At 60.7% G+C, this 382-nt stretch carries 1 pseudogene; it reads left to right on the top strand.

The window, feature by feature from the left end:
- Positions 1 to 382 (top strand): annotated as a pseudogene (locus tag SB753_RS35200) (short-chain dehydrogenase/reductase); the annotation flags it as partial.

Genomic DNA, 382 nt, shown 5'->3' with positions numbered 1-382 from the left:
CGGTCTGGAGGGCTTCGCCGAAGCAGTTAGCCAGGAAGTCGCCGGGTTCGGCATCAAGACCATCATTATCGAACCGGGCTCCATCAAGACAGGGTTCGTGGCGAATATCCGCTGGACGCCGCAACTCGACCACTACAAGGACAGCACGGTTGCCAGGCTGCGTCGATGGATCGAGGAAAACGGTGAAGCAGATGCTTCGGGCGACCCGGTGAGAATGGCCGAAGCGATCTATACGATCAGCCAGATGCCGGAGCCGCCGCTGCGCACCGTTCTAGGCGGCGATGCCTATGCTGTGCTGGAAGCGGGCTATACCCGGAGTCTGGCCGCGCTGCAGGCGCAAAAGGATCTCGCAGCGTCTGTGATGTTCGAAGGTAAGTCTGGC

The sequence above is a fragment of the Paraburkholderia sp. SIMBA_053 genome, from assembly GCF_046534895.1.
Lineage (GTDB): Bacteria > Pseudomonadota > Gammaproteobacteria > Burkholderiales > Burkholderiaceae > Paraburkholderia > Paraburkholderia caledonica.
This window is presented reverse-complemented; position numbering and strand designations above follow the sequence as displayed.